This is a genomic window from Streptomyces sp. NPDC006012 (assembly GCF_042871185.1).
In the GTDB taxonomy this organism is placed as follows: domain Bacteria; phylum Actinomycetota; class Actinomycetes; order Streptomycetales; family Streptomycetaceae; genus Streptomyces.
This window is the reverse complement of the sequence record NZ_JBIAIE010000011.1, coordinates 24862-47718: the sequence shown is the minus strand read 5'-3', so window position 1 is coordinate 47718 and position 22857 is coordinate 24862. Positions and strand designations below refer to the sequence as shown.

The following is a 22857-nucleotide window of genomic DNA, read 5'->3' as shown; positions in this document are numbered from 1 at the left end:
CTCAGTCTCGGTGGCTGGTCGTGCTGTCCGTGGGTACGGTGCGGGTGGTGGCGGTGTCTCCGGGTGCGCCCGAGATCGTCCGCGGCTCCGGTGCGGGCTCCGGCTCGGGGCGTGGCTCGTTCGAGGCGCCGTCGTCCTTCATGGCCTTGGTCTCGCTCTTGAGGATCCGCATGGACTTGCCCAGCGCCCTGGCCGTGTCGGGCAGTTTCTTCGAGCCGAAGATCAAGACCACGACCGCGACCAGGATCAGCAGGTGCCAGGGCTCCAGCGCGTTGCGGAACATGTCACATCACCTCTTCGAACACGTCGGGTCGCCCGCCCGCGACCGGGACCTGCGGAAGGCCGAGGCGGGTGGAGGCGCACGCCTTCGGCCTCGTACGACTGCCCGCTGCCGTCGGCGGGCGCGTCCAGCACGGTTGCCCGTGCGCCGATACGGTGCCGGGTTCCCCTTCCGCTATGGACATCTGCGTCGGCTGCCCGGCCCGCTGCGTGTGCAGGTGTGTTCGGGCCGGGTGGACGTCCAGCCGCTGCCCCTGGGAGCCGTCACGTTCGGGCATCTGGAACAGCCGGTGTGTCTTCGCGTTCGGCCACGGTGCGTTCTTCGTCATCGGCTGTTGCTGGCGTGACCGTTCCTGCCGCCGACCGGCGTGATGTTCACACGTGGCTGTCGGGCATGCGAGGCGCGGCGAGTGGAGTGGGCCGGCTGCCACGGGGGCGTGCCGGGTGTCGATCTCCGTGCAGGTCATGTTGTCCTTCTCCTTGCTGGTCATGTGTCTGTGTCCTTCGCCTTGTCGGATCGGGGGTTCGGATTCCAGCGCGCGTGGCAGTCGTCCAGGCGGCGTACTCCTGGCGTACGTAGACGCGGTGGCCGAGGGCGGGTGTGACCGCGTCGGGGTGGTGCGGACCGGCCACCAGGTCGGGATGGCGGCGGTCGTGCAGGACGAGTTGCTCGGCGGTTTCCGCGGCGGCTGCGAGCGGGCCGGGGGCGGGGGCATCGAGGGCCATCCGGTCCATGAGGGCGGCCCGGCGTAGCAGCCAGGCGCGTTCGGCGGCCCTCGCATCGACCAGCGGGTCGCTGACCGGCCTGGCCTGACGGCCGTCGCGTTCCGCGCCGAGAGCCAGCACCTGGTGCATCTCGCGGCGCAGGTCCGGCGCATTCGCGTACACCTCGTGCGGGGGCGGGGCGCCGATGCCCACGCCGGTGTCCTGGGTGCCGTCCACGTTCATACCTCCGCCTGTGCGCAGGGTCCGGCGCCGCAGCGTTGACACAGGACCGTGTCGTGGTCGTCGTCGTGGCCGCCGTGGTCAGGGGCCGATGGGTGTGCCCCGGACCGCATGGGCAACCGGGCCGGGCCCGGGCAGCCGTCGACGGGGCACGGCTTGTGGGTCGCGAAGGCTCCCTCGGCGGGGCCGTCGGGTGACCCGGCACCGCAGCCGGCCCCGGTGACCCGTTGCTGTGCTGCGCTGCCGGCCCCGGCAAGGAACCGCAGTCCGTACGGAACGCCCGGCCCGGTCATGGGGAGCACCTGAGGCAGGCGCGGACTTCGCGGCCGCCGCATGTCTGGTGGACCTCGGTCGACTGGGCGAGGTACTGGACGATGCCGGTGCCACGTCCGTGTTCGTCGGGGGCGAGGTCGGGACGATGACGCTGGACCGCCATGCCGGACTCAGTGACCACGATGTGCAGAGTGCCGTCGTCGAGGACGAGCAGCAGGGTCATGCGTTCATGGCCGTACTGGGCGGCGTTGGCGGCGAGTTCGTCGACGATGAGAACGGCGGAGTCCCGCTCGCTCGCCGGCACGCTCCAGGTCTCCAGCAGATCGGCCGCGAAGTGACGGGCGGCGGAGACGTGCGCCTCCTGCGCGGGCAGGGTGAGTAGCGCCTCGCGGCGGCGGGGCCGGCCGAGCAGTGCACTCGGGCTGGGGGAATCGGTCACAAACATGGTCTTCTGACTCTTCTGTGGGTGTGCGGAGAGCGGAACGAGGAGGTCACCGACTGCTTCGGGCTCTCGGTGGGCCGCATCCTCAAGGGCGCGCTCATTCAGTTCCACGGACGACACATGCCGTACGGTTCGAGCTATTTGCCCCTTTTGCTCGACTTTTTGTGCGTCACGTCAATGCCGGTGACCTGACTGGGCGCATTCGCCTCCGCCAGGGCTCGATGTCCTACCCGGCCGGACCGGGCACCGGCAGCTCGTTCCCTTGCCGCACACCTCTGTTCGGGTGCGGGACGGGATCACTTCGACCGGGCCGCTCGGTGAGACCGAAGGTCGGCGCCACCGGGCACGAGGGGAGGTAGTGCCTGCCCTGTCTGTGTACTCACACATTCAAGTCAGCTGAGGACGCCGCCGGTTCGCCGAAGCCCTGGGTCCCCGGGAGCGCTGATCGGCACCACGCGCGCGGCGGTGGACCGCACACTCGGAGGCGGAGCGGCTCACACGGAGACGGGGCCACGCATGGAGACGGGGCCACACCCGAAGACGGGCCCACACGCGGAAGCCACTCGCCGGGGAAGCGGCCTCGTAAGCAGAAACGACTCGCGAGCGGAAGCGACTCACGCACGGAAAAAGTTTCGCAAGCAAAGGCAGCCCGCGCGCGGAAACGACGCGCGCGGGGAAATGGCTGCCCCCAATCCCTCCCAGTCCGGCCGGACGTCCCGTGGGCGTTCCTCTTCCCGCCGGTCTTGAGGTGACACAGTGCCCGTCGGCCGCCCGGACCCCATCACTGCTGCCCGGCGCCCTTCAGCGGCGACGCCTCCCTCCCCCTCGTACCGCCGTGTGCTCACACCCGACAGCCGTCGTGACGTCACTGGGCGGCCGGACCGCGGGTGGCAGAACGGCCCCGGCCTCGCCTCACGCCTGCATGGTGACCAGTTTCTGCCCGTTGTCAGCGAGGATCTCGAAGTGGGAGATGGCATCCGGGGACATGGCGACCGCCCCTGGGATCGTGGTGCCGGAAGGGTACTCGCCTGCCCGCCAGGTGGCGCCGTCCGTTCTGGCTCCGCCGGGGCCGATCGCCTGGAGCCTGCAGGTGATCCCGGCGGGTGCTCCCTTGGCGGAGACCTGTAGGACGCTGCCCCAGGCAGAGGGTGAGACCTTCACCGAGGCGGAAACGCCGGTGTTGGGATCGCTTCCGGAGAAGGTGCGCCAGGCGATCGGTGCGGTCGGCCCGGGCGGCTTCGCCTGACTGCCCACGGTTCCGACGGCCGCCAGCCATGTGCCGCCGGCCGCTGCCGCGATGAACGTCAGCGAGGCGGCCGCGCCAGCCAGTTGCAGGCGCCAGGTCCTGCGGCGCCGGGCCGCGGCCTGCTGGAGCAGTCGCTCCAGCACACTCCCGGCCGGCGCCTTCGACGCCGCTGGCGCGGGGGCCCGTTCGGGCCGGGAACTCCGCGCGCTTTCGGCTGCCCGTGCCACCAGCCGGTCGGCCAGGTCCCCGTCGGCCGCCGGCACCGTCTGGCCTGCGGCTTCGGCTTCGGTCACCGTCGCGAGCAGCGCAGGCAGTCCGGCCAGCCGGGTGTGTTCGGCCCGGCAGTCGGCGCACTCCGCGAGGTGGACGCGCACCCGTTCCATTTCCGCCGGGGGCAGCGTCCCCAGGACGTACCCCCCGAGCGCCAGCCGGAGGGTGTCGTGCTCAGCGCTCATGGCCGCCACCTCCTGCCCGCCACGGTCATGGCTCGATGCCCCGTTCCTGCAGCGCCAGCCGCAGGGCGTGCAGGGCGTAGTACGTCCGCGACTTCACGGTGCCCAGCGGGATGCCCAGCACCTGTGCGGCCTCCACCATGGTCCGGCCCCGGTAGTAGGTCTCCAGCAGGACGGCGCGGTGGTCCGGGGACAGCGACCGGACGGCGTCGGCAACCGCCCAGCTCTGCAGTGCCTGCTCGATCTGGTCCTCGCCCGGCGTCTGCTCGGCGGCCCGCTGAAGGGCGTCGCCGCCGGTCTCGGCCGGCCTGGCCTGCCGGGCCCGGTGGGCGTCGATGACCAGGTGCCGGGCGACCGTGCACAGCCATGCCCGGGCCGGGCCGCGTGCGGGGTCGAACGCGGCGGGATGCTGCCACGCTCGCAGCAGGGTCTCCTGCACCACATCCTCCGCCCATTGCCAATCTCCTGAGGTCAGTCGCAGCACGTAGTGGAACAGGGCTCCCGCGTGCTCCGCGTAGAGAGTGCGCAGCAGTTCCTCGTCTGCGGTCGAAAGCGTCCCTTTACCAGTGACACGGCGCGCGGAGCGATTCGGATCGGTCCCTGAGCCACGCTTTCGGGAACTCCAGTGCATAGGGCGATCATCGCGCATATGTACTGCTTTGTCCTGTAACTCACGGCATGGTGGCGGTGACGCTCCGCGCGCGCCGTGGGTGACATGCACCCGTCGGGTCTGGCGGCACCCGGCGGGCCGGGCGTGCGCGATGCCGACTGATCTGCGGCGACACCAAGTCGTCTCACAAAAATTGCATATCTACCGAACCGTGGAGCCCCTGCGGTCCGTGGAGCCGGACAAGAGCCGACTCGCGCGCACTTCCTCAGCGATTCCCAAGCCACGACGGAGGGATCAGAAGTGACCGAGATGCACCCACACGACGGACGCGCTCCCGGCGCCGGACAAGGCACCACGCCCCCGCGCAATCACGCAGCCGGGCAGGCGCCACCGCGCAGTCTCGCCACGTGCCGAGCACACACCACGGCGACGGCTCCGCGCTCGTCCGCCTGGTCCGTGGGAGGTGCGCGCCCATGAATACGGCTTGCACCGCATATCCCTGCGGTCACGTGCGCCGAGCCGGCGCCGTCACCGTCTCCCCCTGATTCAGTGAGGAACAAACACCATGCACCTGAACTTTCGCGCACCAGGCCGTCGCGCCCGCGCCGCGGCCGGGCTGGCAGTCGCCGTCATGGCCACCGCCGGCACGGTGGGGCTCCTCAGCTCATGCGGCCAGTCGTCACACTCCTCGACCGCCGGCGCCGGCGCCATCACACCCGGTCCGGGGCAACACCAGACGGCAGGCATGCCCGGCGCCACCGGGCCGGGAAAAAGCTCCCCTCCCGGCGCTTCACCGATGCCCAGTATGACCATGCCCATGACTCCCCCGAGCACGGGCAAGCCGGCCGCGCCGGTGACCGGGAACGCGGTGGCGATCAACAACTTCGCGTTCTCCCCGGCCAAGCTGAAGGTCAAGGTGGGCACGAAGGTGACGTGGACCAATCAGGACACCGAGGCCCACACCGTCACCAGCTCCGGATCGGGCGGCCCGTTGCATTCGGCCGCCCTGGCCACCCACGCCACCTACAGCTTCACGTTCACCAAACCCGGCACCTACGCCTACCTCTGCACCATCCATCCGTTCATGACCGCCACCGTGGAGGTGACCCGATGACCGGCTACTCCGACCGTCTCGACGGAGCACCGGCCGACGACGCCGGCCGGCCCGAGACCGAACACGGCATGACCCGACGTCAGCTCCTGCGGCACGCGGGGTGGTTCGGCGGCGCGGTGGTGCTGACCGTGGCCGGTGGTGAGGTGATCAGTCACATAGCCGACTCCCGAGACACCAACGCCGCGGCCGCGGCCCCGGCCGGGGCAGGGGCCGGGGCCGCGACGGCGGCAAGCGGCGCACTGCGGTTCGTGCAGGTCTCCGACAGCCACATCGGGTTCCAGGGCCCGGCGAACACGGATGTGGCCGGCTCCTTCGCCGAAGCCATCAGGCAGGTCAACTCGCTCGGGTTCAGGCCCGACTTCGTCATGCACAGCGGTGATCTGACCCACTTGTCCACGGCCGGACAGTTCGACCAGGTCAAGCAGATGATGACCGACATGGCGACGGACCGCGTCTTCACCGTGCCGGGCGAGCACGATTCCATCGGCGACGCGGGCCGCGCCTACCGGCGGACCTTCGGCATGGGCACGCTCGGCGACGGCTGGTACAGCTTCGACACCCACGGCGTGCACTTCATCGCCCTGGTCAACACCCTGAGCCTGGAGAAGCTCGGCCACCTCGGCACCGAGCAGATCGACTTCGTTCGCAAGGACATCGCCGGACTGCCGTCGGACACCCCCATCGTGGTCTTCAGCCACATCCCGCTGTTCGCCATGTACCCGAAGTGGGGCTGGAGCACCGACGACGCCCTCACGGTCATCGCCCTGCTGCGCCGCTTCTCCTCCGTCACCTGTCTCAACGGGCACGTCCATCAGTTGTTCACCAAGACAGAGGGCAACATCACCTTCCACTCCGCCACCACCACCGCCTACCCCCTGCCCAAACCGGGCCGCGCCCCCGCCCCCACCCCGCAGGTCGTCCCCGCCCGGCAGCTCAAAGCGGCGCTCGGCATCCGCAGCGTCGGCTACCGCCAAGGCGACCGCGAACTGGCCATCAAGGAGCAGAGGCTGGCATGAACACCCAGAGACTGCTCGCCCCCGCCCTGCGGTCGGCGACCGCCGCGACCCTCGCGACCAGCGGATTCCTTCACGCCCAGCTCTACGTCGACGGGTACCGCTTCATCCACGTCATCGGCCCCCTGTTCCTGCTCCAGGCCGCCGCTTCCATCGCCCTCGCCGCCCTGCTGGTGATCGGAACACCGCCCTTGCTGCTCAGGGCCGCCGCAGCAGGCGTCGCGCTCGGCGCTCTCGGCGGCTTCGCCGCTTCCCGCACCGTAGGAGTGTTCGGATTCACCGAGCACGGCCTGCAGCCCGAGCCACAGGCCGTGCTCAGCCTCCTGGCCGGAATCGGCACGCTGCTGTTCCTCGCCCTCTGGCAGGTGACCGTAGCCAGACGACCTCGTGCTGCCCGACCACCCGCCAGGGCTCCTGACTGGGCGACGACTCGCACACCACCCGGCTGAACCACCCTGCGCCGCCCTCCCCTGATTCCGGAACCGAGGAGTACCCCCATGTACCTGGAACCACGCCCAGGAATCGCCTGGCCGAGCCCACACGTCCGCGAACTGAAGGATGCCGTACGCGCTCTGCTCGGCCTGGACGACGACACCGCCGTCAGAATCCGCCAACTCTTCTACGGTCAAGACGGCCGACTGCCGCTGGAGACCGTCGTCGAGGTGCTGCCCATGGACGGCGAGGCCCACCGCTGGACGCTCCACCGCCCCGCCGAGCAGGTCACCGAGGACGAGCTGCGGGCCACTCTCCTAGACCGGCGACCCGGCTGACCAAAACCTCCGGGAGTTCCGGAACCTCCGAAACCTCCGGGGCTTCCGGAACTGGCCGGCTATCACCAGCCCGGGCCCACGACTGCCGCCACCGGACCGGTCGTGGTCAGGGCACCGCGGGTGAACGACCGCCGCGGCCCCGTCGGCTCGGCGCCTTGGTCAGCCCTGTTCCCGCTCGACGGGAAGCCACAGCTCAGCGTCGGCTTCCGTCTTGTCCGAGGACAGGCGGGTGCGCAGGATCTCGGGTCCGGGACGGCTGCGGTACGGGTTGGACGGGAACCACTCAGTGAACACATCCCGCCACAGCTCCTGGACGGCCTGTGGCACCGGCCCGGAGGTGGTGAAGGCCGCCCAGGTGCCGGCCGGGACCGGGAGCACCGTGGTGCCTTCGGGGGCGGCCGCTGACGTGATCACCCCGTGGTAGTAGTCGAGTTCGGTGCCTTCGGCGCGGCTCGGGTCCAGGTCGTCGCAGACCGCGACGATGCCCTGCGGCTCCAGGTCGGACAGCTTCGCCAGGCGCTCGATGGTCTGCGGTTCGATCCCGCGGACGAAATCGATGATGGCCTGGTTCGGTCCCAGGTGCACCAGGGGCACCCGGGCCCTGAGGCCGACGACGCTGAAGTCCGGCCTGTCCACCACGCGATAGCGCATGCTGCTTCTCCCTTCGACGGTGAGGCGGAAGGTCAACCGGGGCTGCGAGACGAGCGCGGCGCCGAGGTGGCGGGCCTCGCCCGGACCGACCCCGTGCATGGCACGGAACGCACGGGCGAACGCCTCGCCCGAGCCGTAGCCGTAGCGCACCGCGATCTCCAGCAGGGACGCGCGCCTTGCGAGCACCTCGGCGCCCGCGACGGTGAGCCGGCGGCGCCGGATGTACTCCGACAGCGGCATGCCCGCGAGCGCGGAGAACATCCGGCGCAGGTGGTACTCCGAGGTCGCCGCGATGCGCGCCAGCTCGGCCACGTCGATCTGCTGGTCGAGGTGGCGCTCGATGTGGTTAAGGGTCTGGTTGAGCCGCTCCAGCACTCCCGGTCTCCTTCCTCTTTCGTGATCACCACGCTAGCCAGCAGGCACCCTCCCGGACCCGACATCCTGTGCCCGATCAGGTCGGGTCCAATGGGGGTCGGGTCCGGTCGGCCCGGGGAGAACGCAGGAAGGGCCGTGAAACCTCGTACCCCAGGGTCGAGGCCGTCCCGCCGGGGTGCGCGGCCTCGACGTCCCACCCGGCGGAACACCTTTGAGCCGCACAGGGACAGCCCGGGGCCCAGCAACGAGCTACTCGGACACAGCGCCGCCAGGTCGTGCAGCGGCCGCTGCGGCCCCCACGGCCCGGGGAGACGCCGTTGCAGGTTTGAGTACGCGGCCGGACGGCTCGGCTGGTTCTACAGGTCGGCCACGAGAAGCCGGTAGCCGACGTCGAGGGTTTCGCGTTCGAGCAGATCGGCGTGGCGCTGCTGCCACCGGCCGGAGGACAGGTCGTCGGACAGCCGGGCCAGTCCTGGCTGGAGGATCTCCTCGCCGGTCTGGGCGAGCAGCGAGATACCGGCCCGCACGTCCGGGTCGAGGTATGCCTCGGGCCGACGCCAGTAGGCGGCGAGGAAGCCGTCGGTGCAGTCGTGCGGGATGGGGACGGTCTCGACGCGGGCACCTCCCAGCAGCGTGACCAGGCGCTCGACCGCGACGGCTCGTGTGTCTTCGAACGCGGCCGCTTCGGGCAGGTACTCCTCCAGCAGCCAGAACCTGTGGTTGATGTCCGGCTCGAAGGTGAGGATGACGATCCGTTGCCGGGCGATGCGGAGGAGTTCGCCGATGCCGGCTTCCAGGTCGCTCCAGTGATGCACGGTCAGGAGGGCCATCGCCGCATCGGCCGAGTCGTCAGCAAGCGGAATCGACTCCGCGGACGCTTCCAGGGCCGGTGCGGAGCCGACCGGGCGCTGGGCGATCATCACGGAGCTGGGTTCCACGGCCAGCACCGTCTGTGACGGTTCGTAGGATCCCGTACCGGCTCCCACGTTGATCACGGTGGCAGCATCACCGAGCGCTTGCTGGATCCTGACGGCGATTCGGGGGTCGGGTCGCCGGGTGTGCGCGTAGGTCACACCGATGCTGTTGTAAGTCGCCACACCGGCAGTATGCGCTGCGCACCAGGAACGGCGCCACGGCCGCGGCGATCGTATGGGCCGTGGTGACCGCCTCGTGGCCGGTCCGGCTCGACCGGCCCAGTCGGCAGCGCACCTGCCGACCGAGCCGCGCGGACATCGAGGCCCCACCATCCGACGCCGGCGCCACCGTCACGCCCCCACCGCCACCGCCACCGCCAACGGACCGGATCGACCGGCATCAGCCGCTCGATCCGGTCCCACACCGCAGCAGTGATCACCGATCGGAAAAGACACGTCCGATCAACTGATCAACCCGCCAAAGAAATACGTGCTGTTCCCTGGCCAGGTCAATTCAGGCGGGGTGATCAGCAGGCCCCTACCCACAGGGAACTGATGTTGTCGTTTCGGTTGTACTGGGAGGTGTTGCCCTGCCAGTTCCCCACCGGCCACGTGGCACCGTCCCGGTTGATGTTCAGCCACGTGCAGAACGTCTTACCTGTTCGGTTCCACACCGAGGAGATCTGGTCGTTCAGGTTGAAGTCGCGAAGGTCGTCGGAGCCCACCTGGAAACGCGCCATCCTGCCCCAGCCACCTGCGTCTTCCCAGGCACAGAACCACCCCACCGGGCAGTCCTGGTACGCCATGATCGACTTGCTCGTGTCGACGGTCGTCGTGGCCGCCTGGGTGGTGGTCGTGGATGCCATTGCCCCGACCACGGCGAGTCCCAGTGCGGCGCACAGTCGCGTGAACCGTTGCATGAGGTGTTGCCCTCCTTCGATTCGCGCAGCGCCGGAAAGTCCGGACACTGCCCTGTTCCCCTTCGGGAGGTGAAGCCGAAATTATTGATGCGGAATGACGGCTACAGCATCCCTCGAAAGAGTGGCAACTTTCTGAGAGTGACTCATAAATGTTCTCTTGACGGAATGCGCGATTCCTGCTTTGCCCCGCCCACGACTTCTGGGGTGCCGCGAGTGTGCCGATCACGTCCCGCCTCCGTCATCGCGGCCGGCCTGACCCGCACAAGGCCGCGAGAACAGCACTCATCACCACGTGAGGTCGCATTCAGCAGAAGGGTTCCGCGTGTTGGCGATCACCTTGTCGAGCCGGTCACGCGCCGCGAGCAGGTCGACGATCCGCTGGCTGATACGGGCGCGCTCGGTCTCCAAGTGGTCCAGGAGCCTCGGGTCCGCTGTACCGGCATCCACGCACGGCAGCACCTCACGCACGGACCGGCTCGACAGGCCGGCGGCAAAGAGCTGCTGGATCAGTCTGACCCGGCCGACGGCGGTATCGGGATACTGACGCTGGCCTCCGGCGCTGCGGTCGGGCTGGAGAAGATCCTGCTCCTCGTAGTACCGCAGGGCCCGGACGCTCACTCCCGCTTTCTCCGCCACTTCACCGATACGCACCGGTCCTCCGTTCCCCGGACTGCTCGCCCGACTTGCATCTGACGTTGGCGTGAGGTTTTAGCGTAGCTGGCGTCGAGGCTCACCGAGCCCACCGATCCGGTAAGGCAGGACCATGCGCGCAGCCCGTTACCACGAGTACGGCGGTACAGAGACCCTGATGATCGAGGACGTGCCGGAGCCGCATCCCGGCCCTGACGAGATCCGCATCCGGGTCGCGGCGGCCGGCGTCAATCCCGTCGACTGGAAGGTACGCAACGGATCGGCACGTGACGTGATCCCCGTGGAGTTGCCCGCGATCCCCGGACGCGATGCCGTCGGCGTGGTGGACGAGATCGGTGACGAGGTGCGCGGGGTGAGTATCGGAGACCGTGTTTTCGGGCTGGGCGGTATCACCGGTGCGACAGCGGAGCTGGCCGTGCTCTCGGCCTGGGCGCCCGCGTCCGCCGCGTGGAGCGACGAGGAGGCCGCCGGGGCCGGCCTGGCTGCCGTGACCGCGCTGGGCGGACTGGAGGTATTCGGTTCCCTCAAGGGACGCACCCTGCTCGTCGAGGGCGCCGCCGGAGGCGTGGGCAGTGCCGCGGTGGAGATCGCTGTCGCGCAAGGCGCCACGGTCATCGGAACGGCCGGCGAGCACAACCACGCGTTCCTCACCGCTCTCGGAGCGAGGGCCACCGCCTACGGCACCGGGCTCGCGGAACGCGTCCTTGCCCTCGCCCCGGACGGCATCGATTTCGTACTGGACACCGCGGCCTCCGGGTCGCTGTCCGACCTCGTCGCGATCGTGGGCGATCCCACCCGGGTGTCGACCATCGCCGACCATGTCAACGCGCCTCGCCTGGGCACGCATCTGGTCAACGCGCGCAACGACTCCGCGCTTCTGGCAACGGCCGGGGAGCTGGGCCGGCAAGGCCTCTACACGCCGCGCATCGAGCGGTCCTACCCCCTCGAACAGATCGCGGAAGCCCACGCGTTCTCCGAGCGCGGGCACGTGCGAGGAAAGGTCGTGGTCCGCATCTGAGCGGTGTCCGGTCCGGTTTCGTGGTCTGTCCGGTCGGTTCGTCGGCGGCCCGGCGTCGGTCGTGGCTGCGTCGGGCCGCCGTCTCGTGCCCTCTGATGCCGTCTGGTGCCCTCTGGTGCCGTCTGCGTCAGAGGGACCAGCTCGGCAGTCTGGCTGCGGTCAGGACCGGCGGGTGGAGGACGGTGAGGAGATGGCCGATCTCCGGTGGCCGTACCCGTTCCCAGCCGGTCTTGACGCAGGATCACCGAACCGGACTGGAGTATCAGGGGACCCACTTGGTGCACTTGCTCGTGCCCGCGTGGTGGCCGCAGGCACGGAACTCGCGGCTGTTGTGGCTGTCGATGACGAAGTTGACGGCGAGGGTGTGCTGATCGTGTCCGGAATGGACCTTGTAGGGGCCGCAGACGTGCCAGGAGCCGGGGCTGTCGGACCAGTCCATCCACACGGTGTTGCCGACACTCGCGCCGGTGATCTTCGCCCAGTAGTAGGTGGTACGGCCGCTGCCGATGTGCCCGTTGCGCAACGAGATCCGTGCGTGACCGATCGTCGTGTGGGTGATCTCCACCGGTTGCGAGACACGGTTGGGATTCACCCTCGGCCCACAGCTGTGGTTGATGACTCCTGCAGGTGCGACGGCGGTCGTGCCGGGCGACGAGACCGCCGCCGTGCCGGCCGGCACGGAGGCGGTGGCAGTCGGGGCGAGGGCGAGGGTGGCGCCGACAGCAGCTGCGGCGATCAGCGTCCTGCTCGTTCGAGCGTTCATCACGCGGTTTCCTTCCTGTTGGCGTAGGAGGGCGACGGGACGTTTGTGGGGATCCGTCTGGCTGCCTCGCCGCCCGGCTGGCAGGACCGAGCCTGTGCCGGTGGGCGCAACCCCGGCAACGGCCGCCGGAGGAACGGGGAAAACCTGGGACGCGGACGGCTCTGACCTGCCATGACCGTCCGCGGGCTGACGAGATCGCGGGACGGCGGGAAGCCGACGGGACGCCCGGCCGCAGTGCACCGCCCGTACGACGGTGACCTCCGCGTGCCGGGTGGCGCCCGTCCCGGCCTCCGCCACCGGGCGGCCGCGGTGGCGGAGCGGGCGCCGCCGCCGGACGCGGTCCGGCCGACGCCGCCGACGGCCGGGTGACGAAGTGGCCGGGCCGCCGGGCGGCCGGTCCACCAGGCCACCGGGTGACGACCCGGTGAGCCCGGCGCCGGCGCCGGGAGACGCAGTACAACCACCCCGGCGTCTGCCGGCCCCGTACGCGGCTACGGTGCCGCGGTGGGGCGCGGTGCGGTGCGGATCATGGACCAGGAGACCGGCGGGAGGTGCGCGGACAGGCCGGCGGGCTCCATGGAGTGGCGGGTGGAGCTGCGCGGTTCGACCCGGCGCGGCGCGGTCCTGGAGTTCGTCGCGAGGAGGTCCTGCCCGCCGAGGACGACGTGCTCCACGACCTCGTGTCCGTCGTCGGCCATCCTCAGCCGCAGCGTGGCCGGCTGCCGTTCGTCGCGGTTGACCGCGAAGATCGTGGTCTCGCCCGTCTCGGGGTTCCGGGTGGCGGTCACGTCGGCCGCGGCCACGTCGCCGAGCGTGGTGGAGTGCAGCTTCGGGGTGACCGGCTCGACCCGCAGGACCTCGCCCACCGCGTGCCGGGCGGTGAGGGCGAAGGGGTGGAAGATGGTCTGCCGCCAGGCCGCGGTGTCCGGCTCGGTCCTGATCGGCGCGATGACGTTGACGAGTTGGGCGAGGCAGGCGATGGTCACCCGGTCGCTGTGCCGCAACAGGCTCATCAGCAGGCTGCCCAGCACGACCGCGTCCTCGGCGGTGTACTCGTCCTCTATCAGCCGCGGGGCGCGGGCCCACTCGGGGGCCTCCTGGCCGGTGAACCGGTTCTCGTACCACAGGTTCCACTCGTCGAAGGCGAGGTTCAGCCTGCGCGGGGAGCGCCGCTTGGCGGCGATGTGGTCGCAGGTCGCGACGACGCCCTCGATGAAGGAGTCCATCACCTGCGCGGAGGCGAGGAAGCCGACCCGGTCGTCGCCGTGCTGTTCGAAGTAGGCGTGCAGGGAGATGTAGTCGACCACGTCGTACGCCTCGTCCAGGACCTGGGCCTCCCAGGTGCCGAAGGTCGGCATCCGCACGTTGGAACTGCCGCAGGCGACGAGTTCGATCGACGGGTCGATCCGCCGCATGGCCTTGGCGGTCTCGGCGGCCAGTCGGCCGTACTCGGTGCCGGTCTTCTGCCCGATCTGCCAGGGGCCGTCCATCTCGTTGCCCAGGCACCAGGTCCTGATGCGGTGCGGCTCGGGCACGCCGTGGGCGATGCGCAGGTCGGAATAGTGGGTTCCGCCGGGGAAGTTGGCGTACTCCAGGAGGTTGCAGGCGTCCTGCACGCCTCGGGTGCCGAGGTTGACGGCCATGATCGGTTCGATGTCGGTCTGCCGTGCCCACGCCATGAACTCGTTGAGACCGAACGTGTTCGGTTCGACGGACCGCCAGGCCAGGTCGAGGGTCGCCGGGCGGTCCTCGCGGGGTCCGACGCCGTCCTCCCACCGGTGGCCGGAGACGAAGTTGCCGCCGGGGTAGCGCACGGTGCTGACGCCGAGTTCCCGGGTCAGTTTGATGACGTCGAGCCGCAGGCCGTCCACGGCGGCCTCGGGATGGCCTGGTTCGTAGACCCCGCCGTAGACGCAGCGGCCCATGTGCTCGACGAACGATCCGAACAGGCGCGGCGGCACCGGCGCGATGGTGAAAGCGGGGTCGATGGTTGCGGTGCAGGTGAACACGCCTGGCTCCGATTTCTCTCCGCACGGGCGGAAGGTCACTTGATGCCGGTGGTCGCGACGCTCTGGACGAAGTGGCGCTCTTGACCAGCGCCTGGTACGACGGTGCGTCGGGCCCGGTGAAGCCGGTGAGCACCGTCAGGTGCACCACGCCGTCGGCGGACGTACCGCCGTCCGCGCCGTTGTCTCCGCAGCCGGCGAGGAGCAGGGAGAGAGCGCCGGCCGTGGCCACCACGACGGCCGCTGGGCCCCGGCCGGTGTGTCTTCCCGGCCGACGAGTCCATTGCGGCCGGGCTGTCCGCTGCGGCCGGGGCGTCCAATGCGGTCATGCTGTCCGCTGCCGTCAGGGGGACCGCTGTGGTCAGGCTGCCCGCGGCCGGCGTGTCCTGTGTGGTTGAGGTGTCCTGTCCTGCCGACGTGCATGCCGATCACTCCCCTCGGTCAGGTGACCGGTGCTCCGGGGCGGGCGAGGCGACGGGGCCGTCTCCCTCGGTGGTTCGGTCGGGGTGGCTGCCGCAGGAGTCGCGGATCACGAGGTCGAACGGCAGCACGGTGTGGGCGGGGTCGGGAGCCGTGCCGTCGAGGAGGTCGAAGAGGACGGTCGCGGCCTGGCGTCCGAGGGCCTGTGCCGGTACGCGGACGGTGGTGATGCCGGGGGTGGTCAGCCGGGAGACGCCGAAGTCGTCGTAGCCGGCCAGCGCGACGTCCTCGGGGATGCGCAGCCCGCGCGAGCGGATCTCCAGCATGGCGCCGTAGGCCATCTCGTCGTTGGCGGCGAAGATCGCCTGAAGGTCGGCCATGCTGTCCAGTACCTGCCGCGCGCACGCCCGCCCCGACTCCTCGCTGAAGTCGCCCACGGCGAGGGTGTGCGTGCAGGGCCGCCCGGAGTCGGCGAGCGCGCCGCGGAAACCCTCGTAGCGGTCCACGGCCGTCTGGTGGTCGAGCGGTCCGCTGATGTGCGCGATACGGGTCAGCCCGTGGTCCCGCACCAGGTGGCGGGTGATGGCGGCGGCGCCCGCGACCTCGTCGACGCCGACGCTCGCCGCGTGCGGCAGCTGCGCGAACCGGCCGACGAGCACCACCGGCAGGGTGGCGTCCACCATGCGTTTCACGTTCGGGTCGCTGATCGAGGCCGAGGCGACGATCGCCCCCGACGCGGCCTGCGAGCGCAGCACCCGTTCGTAGGCGGCCACGCCGTGGGTTTCGTCGGGGTTGGTCGACAGGATCAGCGTCGCGTCCCGCGCGTTGGCCTCGGCGGTGACCCCCACCAGCAGGTGCATGAAGTAGGGGTGTCCGAAGACGTGTTGGCCGGTCTGGGGGACGACCACGGCGATGGACGTCGAACGGCCCGCGCGCAGTGACCTCCCCGCGGAGTTCGGGACGTAGCCGAGCCGGGCCGCGGCGGCACGCACGGCCTGCTTCGTCGGCTCGCTGATGCGCGGGTGGTCGGCCAGCGCCATGGACACCGCGCTCCGCGAGACCCCGACGGCCGTCGCCACGTCCCTGAGGGTGACGTTGGCACGCCCGGCAGCCGTCATCGTCGTCCTGCCTCCGGTGGGTCGTTGTCTGGCCGTGTCCGTCATGCCGCGCCCCTTTCCGGCCTCTCTCGCCACGTTTCCCGCCGTGGACGGCGACCACGGGCGCGGCACGGCCGGGCACATGGGCCGACGGCCAAGGGAAAGGGTCGATCAAGTGCTCCAACGTTTCAGCGATGTGGACGCTAAGTGCCCGCGCACACCCCGTCAAGCCTCTGGAAACGGCTTTGTCCGGGCCGAGTTCACGGACGATCGGCGAGCGCGAGGGGTTGACGCCCCGACCCGGCGTCTCTAGCTTCAAAGCCGCTGAATCGTATGAGCACCGGTTCGGCGCCCGCGCGGCGCCGCCCGCCGCCGGCGTGCCGCTCGTCACAGATCGCTTGTCACAGATCGCTTGTCACAGATCGCCTGCCCGTCGCCGATCGTCCGCACGTCACAGATCGCCCGCTCCTCACCACCACGTGTGCGCGGCGCCCTGCCCTGCCGCGCCCGTACGTCCGCGTCCTCACCGCGGACGTCCGCACCGCCTGGCTCCCGACGGAGAAAGGGTCGACGATGACCGAACACCCGCCACCAGTCCGCTTGCGCACGGCACTGCGGAGATCCCGCCGCGCCCTGCTCGCCCTCTGCGGGGCCCTGGCCCTGACGGTGGGCCTGCTGCTGGGCGTCACCGGACCCGCGAACGCGGCCGACTCGCTGCCCTGCGACGTGTACGGCAACGCGGGCACGCCCTGCGTGGGCGCCTTCAGCACCGTCCGCGCTCTGTACGCCTCGTACGACGGCAGCCTGTACCAGGTCACCCGGGTGCAGGACGGCGCGAAGCTCGACATCGGGCTGCTCGCGCCCGGCGGTTACGCCGATGCCGGGGCCCAGAACGCCTTCTGCACCGGCGCCGCCTGCCGCATCAGCGAGATCTACGACCAGTCACCGCGCCACAACGACCTGCCCGTCGCCGGCGCGGGCACCGCCGGTGCCGCCGACATCGGTGCCCCGGCCAATGCCCTGCACGTCACCGTGAACGGCCACTCGGCGTACGGCGTCTACATCGCGCCGGGGATGGGATACCGCCATCCCGTCGGCTCCGGCGTCGCCACGGACGGGCAACCCGAAGGCATGTACATGGTGACCAGCGGCACCCATGTCGACCGTGACTGCTGCTTCGACTTCGGCAACGTCGAGGCGGTCGCGAACGACACCGGAGCCGGCCACATGGACGCGCTCAACATGTCCACCATTCCCGCCTGCAGTCCCTGCACCGGCACCGGACCGTGGGTGCAGGCCGACCTGGAGAACGGCATCTTCCAGGCGGACACCAACGCCCACAGCACCAACGGCGGCAACTCCAGTCCCTTCGTCACGGCGCTGTTGAAGAACAACGGCCAGACGTCCTTCGCGCTCAAGGGCGGCAACTCCCAGTCCGGCTCCCTCACGACGTGGTGGAACGGCCCCCTGCCCCCGGGCTACGCGCCCATGCGCCAGGAGGGCTCCCTCGTGCTGGGCACCGGGGGCGACAACAGCAACAGGGCGGTCGGCTCGTTCTTCGAGGGCGCGATCACCACCGGCTACCCCTCCGATGCAGCCGACGCCGCCGTCCAGTCGAGCATCGTCGGCGCCGGTTACTCCGGAGACACCGCCGGGGTCGCGCCGTCGACGATCGCCGGGCCCGGCGGCAAGTGCGTCGACGTGACCGGCGACGACGTGGCCGGCAAGACCACGGCCGTCCAGCTGTGGGACTGCCAGAGCCGCTCCACCGACCAGCGGTGGACCCACGACGCCGACGGCTCGCTGCGCACCCTGGGCCGCTGCATGGACGTCGTCGGCAACGTCACCACGCAGAACGCGCAGATCCAGCTGTACGACTGCAACGGGGTCGGCGGCCAGAAGTGGGTGCAGCGGGCCGACGGCTCCCTGCTCAACCCGCAGTCCGGGCGCTGCCTGGACGCGACGGACGGCGCCACCGCCAACGGCACCCGGCTGCAGATCCACGACTGCAACGGCACCGCGGCGCAGGTCTTCACCGTCGGCGGCGGCTCGATGATCCCGGGTCCGGCCAAGAAGTGCCTGGACGTGAACGGCGACGACGTCGGCGGCAACGGCACCGCGGCGCAGCTGTGGGACTGCCAGTCCTACGCCCGGGACCAGCACTGGGTGCACACCTCCACCAACAGGCTGACCACACTGGGACGCTGCCTGGACGTGGCCGGCAACGCCACCGCGCAGAACACGCAGGTGCAGCTCTACGACTGCAACACCGCGGTGGGCGGCCAGGTCTGGGTGCAGCAGGCCGACGGCTCCCTGCTCAACCCGCAGTCCGGGCGCTGCCTGGACGCGACGGACGGCGCCACCGCCAACGGCACCCGGCTGCAGATCCACGACTGCAACGGCACCGCGGCGCAGAAGTTCCCCCTGAGCGGCTGACCCGTACGGCCCCGCATGAGGCGGCCCCTCCCCCAGGGGGCCGCCTCATGCAACGCTGCAACGGCACGGCATCGGGCGGGACTCCCGTGACTCCTTGCCGGACCCCCTCGAACAGGCCCGTCACCGTCGCGACCCCGTCGGCGGCTTCCCGGGCCACCGTCACCCGGTCCGGCTCCGAACGGCACCGGGCACAGGAACGGGGCCGGCGGCCCTTGCGCACACCGCATTCCCTGCACTTCGTCATGCCCCATACTCCCCTGCCGCCGCACCCCGCGCGGAGGCGCGGCGACGACGGCCCCCAAAACGGGCCGCCTCAAGGCACCAGCGGCCGTCTGCCGCCGACCGTGGACTCCCGCTCCTCCAGCCAGTGCGGGGCCACATGCACCTCGAACGGCAGACGTGTCTCCGAGCGGATGCGAGCCGCCAGGCACTTCACGGCCAGGGAGGCGACGGCCGTCAGATCGGGGACCACGGTGGTGAGGGACGGTGTACTGTACAGCGCCTCCTGCGACCCGTCGACGCCGGCCAGCGCGATGTCACCCGGGACGTCCAGGCCCGCTTCGTGCACGGCCCGCTGCGCGCCGACGGCCAGCATGTCGCTGAAGCAGAAGACCGCGTCGGGCCGTACGTGTGCGGGCAGCTCGATGAGCGCGCGCATTGCCAGCAGGCCGTTGCGTCGGTCGAACTCCTTGACGGCAGGGGCCAGGCGCGGATCGAAGGGCAGTCCGGCCGCGTGCAGTGCCTGCTGGAAGCCCTCCAGGCGCTGGCGGCTGGTCGCCGACGCCTTGCGGTCCGCGCCGATGGCCGCGATCCGGGTGCGGCCGAGACCGGCCAGGTGCGCGGTGGCGTCCCGCGCGGCGGCGACGTTGTCGATGAGGACGTGGTCGACGACCAGGTCAGCGGGTTCGTAGCTGCGTTCGCCGAGGAGGACCAGAGGGAACTGGTCCGCGACCGGGGCGAGTTCGGCGGTCGTGACGTGCAGCGGCGAGAGGATCACGCCGTCGAGCAGTGACGCGCCGACGCCGGTGGCCAGGCGCAGTTCCTCCGCCGGGTCGCGGAGCGTCTCCTCGATCAGGACGGTCAGTCCGAGCGCGGTGGCCTCCGTCCGTACGTGGTGGGCGAGGTCCGCGAAGTACGGCGTGGTCAGTTCCGGGACGGCGAGGGCGATCAGGCCGCTGCGCCCCGTGCGCAGCCGGCGGGCCGACGGGTTGGGCCGGTAACCGAGTTCCTGCACGGCCCGCATCACTCGTTCCCGCGTGGCGGGGGACACCCGCGGGGCATCACGTACAACGTTGGAAACGGTCTTGATCGACACCCCCGCGCGCTGCGCCACGTCTTTGAGTGTCACTGCTGTCACCGAACGGTCCCCTCACTGGTCTTTCTCGGATTATGCATGCCCCGGCCGCGACTGTCAGCGATCTTGACGAGCTTCCGCTGTTTTCGGACGAAGGGTTGACCTCCCGGATCCACGGCAGTTACAACGTTGGAATCGATAGCAAGCGGTTGCTGACGCCGTTGCAGTCGTGACGACGGCCGGGGTCCTCGGGGCACGGCCGCCTGCCACTTGTCTTCGTGCTGTCCGCCGCTCACCTTCGTACCGCCCGCCGTACTCCACCCCGTCCGCCTCACGAGAGGGACCGTATGTCTCCGCATCGTTCGAACGCGCCGCTGCGCACAGCCGTGGTCGGCACGGGAGGTATCGCGCGCTCCAGCCATCTCCCGGCCCTGCAGGCGCTGGCCGCGGAGGGGGAGACGGAGGTCGTGGCCGCGGTCGACGTGGACGGCCACGCCGTGCGCGCGTTCGCCGACGAGTCCGGGATCCCTCATGCGAGCACGGACCTCGACGCGATGCTGGCCGAAGTACGTCCCGACCTGGTGGTGTTGTGCACGCCGCCCGCCGTGCACCGGGAGCAGTCCGTGGCCGCGCTGCGCGCCGGTGCCTGGGTCTGGTGCGAGAAACCGCCGTGTCCCTCGCTGGCCGACTACGACGCCGTCGAGGCCGCGGCGAAGGGCGGCGACGCGGACCCGTACGCGTCCATCGTCTTCCAGCACCGCTTCGGCTCGGGCGCCCGGCACGTGCGCCGCCTGCTGCACGGCGGCGCGTTCGGCCGGCCGCTGGTGGCGCACTGCCAGACCACCTGGTACCGGGACGCCGCCTACTACTCCGTGCCGTGGCGGGGCCGTTGGGCGACCGAGGGCGGCGGCCCGGCCATGGGCCACGGCATCCATCAGACGGATCTGCTGCTGGACCTGATGGGCCCGTGGGCCGAGGTGCACGGCATGGCGGCCCGCCTGGTCCACGACGTGGAGACCGAGGACGTGTCCACCGCACAGGTCCGCTTCCAGAACGGCGCCGTCGCCACGGTGGTCAACAGCGTGCTGAGCCCGGACGAGGTCAGCCGGATCCGGATCGACTGCGAACTGGCGACGATCGAACTGAGCCACCTGTACGGCTACCGCAACGGGGACTGGCGCATCACCCCGGCTCCGGGCGTCCCGGAGCCGACCGTGGCCGCCTGGCGCGACTTCGGTACGGACGAGCCCAGCTCACACCTCGCCCAACTGCGCGCCCTCGTCGCCGACATCAAGGCCGGCCGACGCCATCCCACCAGCGGTCCGGGGGGCCGGCGGACGCTGGAGTTCATCACCGCCCTGTACAAGTCCGCGTTCACCGGCACGCCCGTGCGCGCGGGCGACATCGGTCCCGGTGACCCCTACTACACCGAGCTGCACGGCGGTGCCCCGGGCTGGGCACCGGCCGACTCCGAGGAAGAGGACCACGCATGACCCTGGCACTGACCCACGCCCACGGGGACCGGATCACCGTGGCCCACCAGGCCACCGGTACCGAGCTGTTCGCCTACGTGTACCGGCCCGAAGCCGCATGGGAGGCCCCCAAGCCCTACCTGCACCCGATCCGGACCCTGTCCGGGGCCCTCGTCACCGACTACCGGCCCAACGACCACCGGTGGCACAAGGGCCTGCAGCTGACCGCCTCCCACCTGTCGGGGCAGAACCTGTGGGGCGGCAACACGTATGTGCACGGCGAGGGGTATCTCGCCCTGCCGGAGAAGGTCGGCTCGATGGCGCACACCGCCTTCGAGGAGGTCTCCGTCGCGGGCGAGCGCGCCGTCATCGCCGAGCGTCTGACCTGGCACCCCCACGACGGGGAACTCTGGGCCGAGGAGGAGCGCCGCCTCGAAGTGTCCGAGGTCGACCCCGGGGCCGGGAGCTGGTCGCTGACCTGGACCTCCGCCGTCGTCAACCGGCGTCCACAACCGCTGCGTTTCGGCAGTCCGACGACCCACGGGCGCCCGGCGGCCGGCTACACCGGCCTGTTCTGGCGGGGGCCGCGGGCCTTCCGCGACGGGCAGGTCTTCAGCGCCGAGGCCGACGGCGGCGACCTGATGGGGACCCAGGCGGACTGGCTGGCGTACGTCGGTGAGCACGACGGGCGGGACGGACACGCGACGATGATCTTCGAGCACGCACCGGGCAACGACCACTTGGGCGACAAGGGGACGCACCCGGCGCACTGGTTCGTGCGCAGCGACCCCTTCGCGGCGGTCGCGCCGTCCTGGGCGTTCCACGAGGAACTCGTCCTCGCCCCCGGCGACACCCTCACCCGCAGCTACCGCGTGACCGTCGCGGACGGCGCCTGGGACCGCGGCCGGGTCGCCGCCCACGTGCGCGGACACGCGTGGTGAGCGCCGCATACGACGGCTTTCCCGGGGCGGTCGCGGTGTCCCGGCTGCGGGTGTACGACTGGCCCACCCCGGACGGCCGGCCCGGCGGCGGCACCCCGCACCTGCACCTCACGTGCAGCGAGGGGTACGTGGTGACGGCGGGCCGGGGAACGGTCCAGACGCTGACCGCCTCCGGCTTCCGCGAGAGCCCGCTCGGGCCGGGCACGGTGGCCTGGTTCACGCCCGGCACGATCCACCGCCTGATCAACGACGGCGGTCTGGAGATCACCGTCGTGATGCAGAACAGCGGCCTGCCCGAGGCCGGCGACGCGGTGCTCACCCTGCCCCAGGACCTCCTCGCCGAACCCGATACGTATGCGGGTGCGGTGCGGATCCCCGGCGACGTTCCCGAGGCCGAGCAGGCAGCGGTCGCGCGCGCCCGCCGGGACCTGGCGACCGGCCGGTTCCGTCAGCTGTGCGAGGCCACCGAGAGCGGCGACCCGAAGCCGCTCGCCGCCTTCCACCGGGCCGCAGCCGAACTGGTGCGGCCCCGCCTCGACGCGTGGGAGCAGCGCTGGCGCGAGGGCGCGCTCGCCGCCGCCCGGGCGACGGGTACCCAACTCGACGCCCTGCGCCGACAGGATGCGCGACATCTGGCCGAGGCCCGGGTCGTCTCCACCGGGCCCACCGTGCAAGGACGCTTCGGCATGTGCGGCCGCCTGGACGTCTACCCGGGAACCTGACCGGACGTCCGCCCCGAAGTTCCGGCCGGCCAC

General features: G+C 70.8%; 23 protein-coding genes. 9 read left to right on the top strand and 14 right to left on the bottom strand.

From position 1 onward, the window contains the following. Position 1: 1 nt before the first annotated feature. The 6 genes from tatA to ACFYPJ_RS20425 all read right to left on the bottom strand — a co-directional run bounded on the left by tatA (position 2) and on the right by ACFYPJ_RS20425 (position 4268). On the bottom strand, positions 2 to 283 hold the full coding sequence (tatA, locus tag ACFYPJ_RS20450; protein ID WP_389018857.1) for a Sec-independent protein translocase subunit TatA: 282 nt from the start codon (positions 281 to 283) through the stop codon (positions 2 to 4). A gap of 1 nt (position 284) precedes the next feature. Then, positions 285 to 608, bottom strand: a complete 324-nt coding sequence (locus tag ACFYPJ_RS20445; protein WP_389018854.1) for a hypothetical protein — start codon at positions 606 to 608, stop codon at positions 285 to 287. A 46-nt stretch (positions 609 to 654) separates the two neighbouring features. Further along, on the bottom strand, positions 655 to 1221 hold the full coding sequence (locus tag ACFYPJ_RS20440; protein ID WP_389018850.1) for a hypothetical protein: 567 nt from the start codon (positions 1219 to 1221) through the stop codon (positions 655 to 657). Between the two features lie 292 nt (positions 1222 to 1513). After that, on the bottom strand, positions 1514 to 1942 hold the full coding sequence (locus ACFYPJ_RS20435) for an ATP-binding protein (RefSeq protein ID WP_389018847.1): 429 nt from the start codon (positions 1940 to 1942) through the stop codon (positions 1514 to 1516). A gap of 909 nt (positions 1943 to 2851) precedes the next feature. Next, positions 2852 to 3640, bottom strand: a complete 789-nt coding sequence (locus tag ACFYPJ_RS20430; protein WP_389018845.1) for an anti-sigma factor family protein — start codon at positions 3638 to 3640, stop codon at positions 2852 to 2854. 25 nt (positions 3641 to 3665) lie between these two features. Further along, positions 3666 to 4268 carry a sigma-70 family RNA polymerase sigma factor gene (locus ACFYPJ_RS20425; RefSeq protein WP_389018843.1) on the bottom strand — a complete coding sequence of 201 codons (603 nt, stop codon included), beginning with the start codon at positions 4266 to 4268 and terminating at the stop codon, positions 3666 to 3668. A 796-nt stretch (positions 4269 to 5064) separates the two neighbouring features. Between ACFYPJ_RS20425 and ACFYPJ_RS20420 the strand changes: the two genes are divergently transcribed. The 4 genes from ACFYPJ_RS20420 to ACFYPJ_RS20405 are packed head-to-tail and all read left to right on the top strand — an operon-like array spanning position 5065 to position 7144. Beyond that, positions 5065 to 5361 (top strand): plastocyanin/azurin family copper-binding protein, encoded by a 297-nt coding sequence (locus ACFYPJ_RS20420; RefSeq protein ID WP_389018840.1) that lies wholly within the window; start codon positions 5065 to 5067, stop codon positions 5359 to 5361. Beyond that, positions 5358 to 6377 (top strand): metallophosphoesterase family protein, encoded by a 1020-nt coding sequence (locus ACFYPJ_RS20415; RefSeq protein ID WP_389018837.1) that lies wholly within the window; start codon positions 5358 to 5360, stop codon positions 6375 to 6377. Before ACFYPJ_RS20420 ends, ACFYPJ_RS20415 begins: the two co-directional genes overlap by 4 nt. Continuing rightward, the gene (locus ACFYPJ_RS20410; protein WP_389018835.1) at positions 6374 to 6823 is read left to right on the top strand and encodes a hypothetical protein; all 450 of its coding nucleotides are present in this window, start codon (positions 6374 to 6376) and stop codon (positions 6821 to 6823) included. The genes ACFYPJ_RS20415 and ACFYPJ_RS20410 overlap by 4 nt, the downstream gene beginning before the upstream one ends. A 48-nt stretch (positions 6824 to 6871) precedes the next feature. After that, positions 6872 to 7144, top strand: coding sequence for a hypothetical protein (locus ACFYPJ_RS20405; protein ID WP_389018832.1), 273 nt, complete (start codon positions 6872 to 6874; stop codon positions 7142 to 7144). A 159-nt stretch (positions 7145 to 7303) separates the two neighbouring features. On the opposite strand, the gene ACFYPJ_RS20400 is transcribed toward ACFYPJ_RS20405, so the two are convergent. From ACFYPJ_RS20400 to ACFYPJ_RS20385, 4 genes are all read right to left on the bottom strand, one after another. Further along, entirely contained in the window at positions 7304 to 8170 is an 867-nt protein-coding gene (locus tag ACFYPJ_RS20400) for a GyrI-like domain-containing protein (protein WP_389018829.1), read from the bottom strand. A gap of 356 nt (positions 8171 to 8526) precedes the next feature. Then, positions 8527 to 9267, bottom strand: coding sequence for a methyltransferase domain-containing protein (locus tag ACFYPJ_RS20395; RefSeq protein WP_389018827.1), 741 nt, complete (start codon positions 9265 to 9267; stop codon positions 8527 to 8529). A gap of 344 nt (positions 9268 to 9611) precedes the next feature. Next, on the bottom strand, positions 9612 to 10004 hold the full coding sequence (locus tag ACFYPJ_RS20390) for a peptidase inhibitor family I36 protein (protein ID WP_389018824.1): 393 nt from the start codon (positions 10002 to 10004) through the stop codon (positions 9612 to 9614). 285 nt (positions 10005 to 10289) lie between these two features. Continuing rightward, positions 10290 to 10655: a MerR family transcriptional regulator gene (locus ACFYPJ_RS20385; RefSeq protein ID WP_389018822.1), complete on the bottom strand. Its 366-nt coding sequence runs from the start codon at positions 10653 to 10655 to the stop codon at positions 10290 to 10292. A 112-nt stretch (positions 10656 to 10767) separates the two neighbouring features. Here ACFYPJ_RS20385 and ACFYPJ_RS20380 point away from each other — a divergent pair, with 112 nt between their 5' ends. Next, positions 10768 to 11673 carry an NADP-dependent oxidoreductase gene (locus tag ACFYPJ_RS20380; RefSeq protein WP_389018819.1) on the top strand — a complete coding sequence of 302 codons (906 nt, stop codon included), beginning with the start codon at positions 10768 to 10770 and terminating at the stop codon, positions 11671 to 11673. 262 nt (positions 11674 to 11935) lie between these two features. Here ACFYPJ_RS20380 and ACFYPJ_RS20375 read toward each other — a convergent pair whose 3' ends face one another. The 3 genes from ACFYPJ_RS20375 to ACFYPJ_RS20365 form a co-directional block, all read right to left on the bottom strand. Then, positions 11936 to 12436, bottom strand: a complete 501-nt coding sequence (locus tag ACFYPJ_RS20375; RefSeq protein WP_389018816.1) for a hypothetical protein — start codon at positions 12434 to 12436, stop codon at positions 11936 to 11938. 491 nt (positions 12437 to 12927) lie between these two features. Then, on the bottom strand, positions 12928 to 14445 hold the full coding sequence (locus ACFYPJ_RS20370; RefSeq protein ID WP_389018813.1) for an alpha-N-arabinofuranosidase: 1518 nt from the start codon (positions 14443 to 14445) through the stop codon (positions 12928 to 12930). 425 nt (positions 14446 to 14870) lie between these two features. Continuing rightward, complete coding sequence (locus ACFYPJ_RS20365; protein ID WP_389018811.1) at positions 14871 to 16025, bottom strand: LacI family DNA-binding transcriptional regulator; 1155 nt, start codon at positions 16023 to 16025, stop codon at positions 14871 to 14873. A gap of 507 nt (positions 16026 to 16532) precedes the next feature. On the opposite strand from ACFYPJ_RS20365, the gene ACFYPJ_RS20360 reads away from it, so the two are divergent. Further along, positions 16533 to 18395, top strand: a complete 1863-nt coding sequence (locus ACFYPJ_RS20360) for an arabinofuranosidase catalytic domain-containing protein (protein WP_389018808.1) — start codon at positions 16533 to 16535, stop codon at positions 18393 to 18395. Between the two features lie 313 nt (positions 18396 to 18708). Here ACFYPJ_RS20360 and ACFYPJ_RS20355 read toward each other — a convergent pair whose 3' ends face one another. Further along, complete coding sequence (locus ACFYPJ_RS20355; RefSeq protein ID WP_389018806.1) at positions 18709 to 19752, bottom strand: LacI family DNA-binding transcriptional regulator; 1044 nt, start codon at positions 19750 to 19752, stop codon at positions 18709 to 18711. A gap of 284 nt (positions 19753 to 20036) precedes the next feature. Here ACFYPJ_RS20355 and ACFYPJ_RS20350 point away from each other — a divergent pair, with 284 nt between their 5' ends. Genes ACFYPJ_RS20350 through ACFYPJ_RS20340 form a run of 3 tightly spaced genes read left to right on the top strand, consistent with a single transcriptional unit; the run spans position 20037 to position 22824 of the window. Next, positions 20037 to 21182 (top strand): Gfo/Idh/MocA family protein, encoded by a 1146-nt coding sequence (locus ACFYPJ_RS20350; protein WP_389018803.1) that lies wholly within the window; start codon positions 20037 to 20039, stop codon positions 21180 to 21182. Continuing rightward, positions 21179 to 22102: a PmoA family protein gene (locus ACFYPJ_RS20345; RefSeq protein WP_389018801.1), complete on the top strand. Its 924-nt coding sequence runs from the start codon at positions 21179 to 21181 to the stop codon at positions 22100 to 22102. Before ACFYPJ_RS20350 ends, ACFYPJ_RS20345 begins: the two co-directional genes overlap by 4 nt. Then, positions 22096 to 22824 carry a cupin domain-containing protein gene (locus ACFYPJ_RS20340; RefSeq protein ID WP_389018798.1) on the top strand — a complete coding sequence of 243 codons (729 nt, stop codon included), beginning with the start codon at positions 22096 to 22098 and terminating at the stop codon, positions 22822 to 22824. The genes ACFYPJ_RS20345 and ACFYPJ_RS20340 overlap by 7 nt, the downstream gene beginning before the upstream one ends. Positions 22825 to 22857: the final 33 nt, after the last annotated feature.